We start from the raw sequence: 3,326 nt of genomic DNA on the forward strand, positions 1-3,326 counted from the left end.
GCCCGTCCGACACCACCGATCCCGAAACCACCCCACCACCAGAACCACCCGCCACCAACTCACCCAGACCATCCAACACCCCACCACGATCCCCACCCAACACAACCCCACGATGATCGAACACCGCCCGCGTCGACGCGAGCGACCAGCCCACCTCGGCCAGGTCCAGCTCCGGCCGCTCCTCGACGAACTCCCGCATCCGCGCCGCCTGAGCACGCAACGCCTCGGGCGACCGCCCGGACAGCACCCACGGCACAACACCCGCTGCAGACACGCCCGCACCCTCATCACCCCCGGCAGATTCCTCCACCGGTTCTGCCTTTTCCAGGATCACGTGCGCGTTCGTCCCACTGATACCGAAGGCGGAGACGCCCGCCCGGCGGGGGTGGCCGGCCTCCGGCCACGGCCTGGCCTCGGTCAGCAGCTCCACCGCACCCGCGGTCCAGTCGATGTGGCTGGACGGCTCATCCACGTGCAGCGTCTGCGGCAGCACCCCGTGCCGCATCGCCATCACCATCTTGATCACACCCGCCACACCGGCGGCGGCCTGGGTGTGGCCGATGTTGGACTTCACCGAGCCGAGCCACAGCGGACGCCCCGCCTCCCGCTCCTGGCCATAGGTCGCGATCAGCGCCTGCGCCTCGATCGGGTCACCCAGCGACGTACCCGTACCGTGCGCCTCGACCACATCCACCTCGCCCACCGACAGCCCGGCACTGGCCAGCGCCTGCCGGATCACCCGCTGCTGCGAAGGACCGTTCGGCGCCGTCAGACCATTACTCGCACCGTCCTGGTTCACCGCGGAACCCCGCACCACCGCCAGCACCCGATGCCCGTTCCGCCGCGCATCCGACAACCGCTCCACCAGCAGCACACCCACACCCTCGCCGAGGCCGAAGCCGTCGGCCGCCTCGGCGAACGCCTTGCAGCGCCCATCCGCGGCCAGCCCCCGCTGCCGGCTGAACTCCACGAAGGCGCCGGAGGTGCCCATCACGGTGGCGCCACCGGCGATGGCCAGCGAGCACTCGCCCTGCCGCACGGCCTGGGCCGCGAGGTGGAGGGCGACCAGAGAGGAGGAGCACGCCGTGTCCACCGTCACCGCCGGCCCCTCAAGCCCGAAGGTGTAGGAAATCCGGCCCGAGGCGACGCTGGAGGAGGTACCGATACCCCGGTAGCCCTCCAGGTCGTCCGCACCTGTGCCCACATCAGTGAGGCCGTAGTGGAAGTAGGAGAGGCCGGCGAACACGCCGGTGCGGGTGCCCCGGAGTTGTTTCGGCTCGATGCCGGCTCGCTCGATGACTTCCCAGGAGGTTTCGAGCAGCAGCCGCTGCTGCGGGTCCATCGCCAGCGCCTCACGCGGCGAGATCCCGAAGAACGCGGCGTCGAACTCGTCGGCGTCGTGCAGGAAGCCGCCCTCGCGGGCGTAGCTCCTGCCGGGGACTCCGGGGTCGGGATCGTAGAGGCCGGCCACATCCCAGCCCCGGTTGGTCGGCAGCTCCGAGATGACGTCCGCGCTGTCCGAGACCAGCTGCCACAGATCCTCCGGCGATCGCACCCCGCCGGGGTAGCGGCAGGCCATGCCGATGATGGCGACGGGGTCGTCGTCACCGGGCACCAGCGGGCCCTGACGCTCCAGGGCGCCGCCCGGGGCCTCGGCAGCCTCGCCGACCAGCTCGTCGCGCAGGTAGCGGGCGACCGCCGCCGGGTTCGGGTAGTCGAACACCAGCGTGGCGGGCAACCGCAGACCGGTCAGGTTGTTCAGCCGGTTGCGCAGCTCAACGGCGGTCAGCGAATCGAATCCGGTCTGCCGGAACGGGCGCTGCGCGTCGACAGCCGCGGCCGAGTCGTGTCCGAGCACCGCGGCGGCGTTCGTCCGCACCAGCTCGGTCAGCTCGCGCTCCTGATCGGCGGCGGGCATCTCCCGCAGTCGCCCCGCGAGGGTGGAACGGGCATCCGTCTCCTCGGCCGCCGCGGCGGCCTCGACGGCATCGAGCGCCTGGCGGGCCTCGGGTAGCTCGTCCATGAGGCGGCATGGCCGTTCCGAGGTGAAGATCACCGCATACCTGTCCCAGCGTATGTCGATGACCATGGTGTTGGTCTCGTCGTGGTCGAGGATCTGCTGGAGCGCCGACAGGGCGCGCTCCGGGTCCATGGCGTCGATGCCATGCCGCCTGCCGCGTTCGGCTACACCGCCGTCGGCCATGCCCGCCCCTTCCCAGGTTCCCCAGGAGATCGCGGTGGCGGGCAGCCCGGCGGCGCGGCGGTGTTCGGCGAGCGCCTCCACCAGGGCGTTCCCAGGCGTGTAGTTGCCGAGGCCAGGCGCGCCGAAGGTCGCCGAGAAGGCCGAGAAGAGGACAAACGCGGAAAGGTCGAGATCCTGGGTGAGTTCGTGCAGGTTCAGCGCACCTTGCGCCTTGCCGCGCAGGGCCGCCGCGACCTCGTCCAGGCCAAGGGAGGCGACGGAGCCGTCGTGAAGTGCCGCGGCGGTGTGGATGACGGCCGTCAGCGGCTGGTCCTCGGGAATGCCCGCGATGCATCGTGCCAGATCGTTCCGGTCCGCGATGTCGCAGGCCGCCAGCGTGACCCGGGCACCCAGGGCCTCGATCTCGGCCTTCAGCTCCGCGGCGCCGGGCGCTTCGGCACCACGACGGCTGAGCAGCACCAGGTGCCCGGCGCCGTTGCGGGCGGCCCAGCGGGCAACGTGCGCACCGAGCGCACCCGTACCGCCGGTGATCAGCACGGTGCCCTCGGGCCGCCATGTACGGAGCGGGCTTGCGCCGCCGAGCGGCGCGCGCACGACCCGGCGGGCCATGAGGCCGGTGGGGCGCACCGCGAGGTGGTCCTCGGCACCCGAACCGGCCACGGCGGTGGCGAGCCGGGACTGCGACGGGGCATCGGGCTGTTCGGGCAGATCGACGAGGCCCCCCCACAGTCCGGGCGTCTCCAGGCCTACCACGGGGCCGAGGCCCCAGATCAGGCTCTGGGCCGGATGGTCGAGCCAGTCGTCGGCACCGGTGGACACTGCCCCCCTGGTGGCGCACCACTGGGGGACTTCGAGCCCGATGTCGCCCATCGCCTGAACCCAGGCGAGCGAAGCCGCGTACCCGGCGGGGACCGCGGGGTGTTCCGGGTGGGCGGACTCGTCCAGGGCAAGGAGGGACAGTGCACCGGCCAGGTCGTCACGGTGCTCGGCGAGCGCGGCGGAGACGCTCTCCGCGATGGCGGCGCGGTCGGCGGTCCCGGTGGACACCTCCACGGTCACGATCCGCGCTCCCGCGTCGCGAAGTGCGCGTCCGGCGGCCTCGACCCAGGGGCCGGCGTACTCC

At 72.1% G+C, this 3,326-nt stretch carries 1 pseudogene; it reads right to left on the minus strand.

Annotated features, from left to right (window positions below):
• Window positions 1-3,274 (minus strand): annotated as a pseudogene (locus STBA_RS03990) (SDR family NAD(P)-dependent oxidoreductase); the annotation flags it as partial.
• Window positions 3,275-3,326: the final 52 nt, after the last annotated feature.

The sequence above is a fragment of the Streptomyces sp. MP131-18 genome, assembly GCF_001984575.1.
Taxonomy (GTDB): Bacteria; Actinomycetota; Actinomycetes; order Streptomycetales; family Streptomycetaceae; genus Streptomyces; species Streptomyces johnsoniae.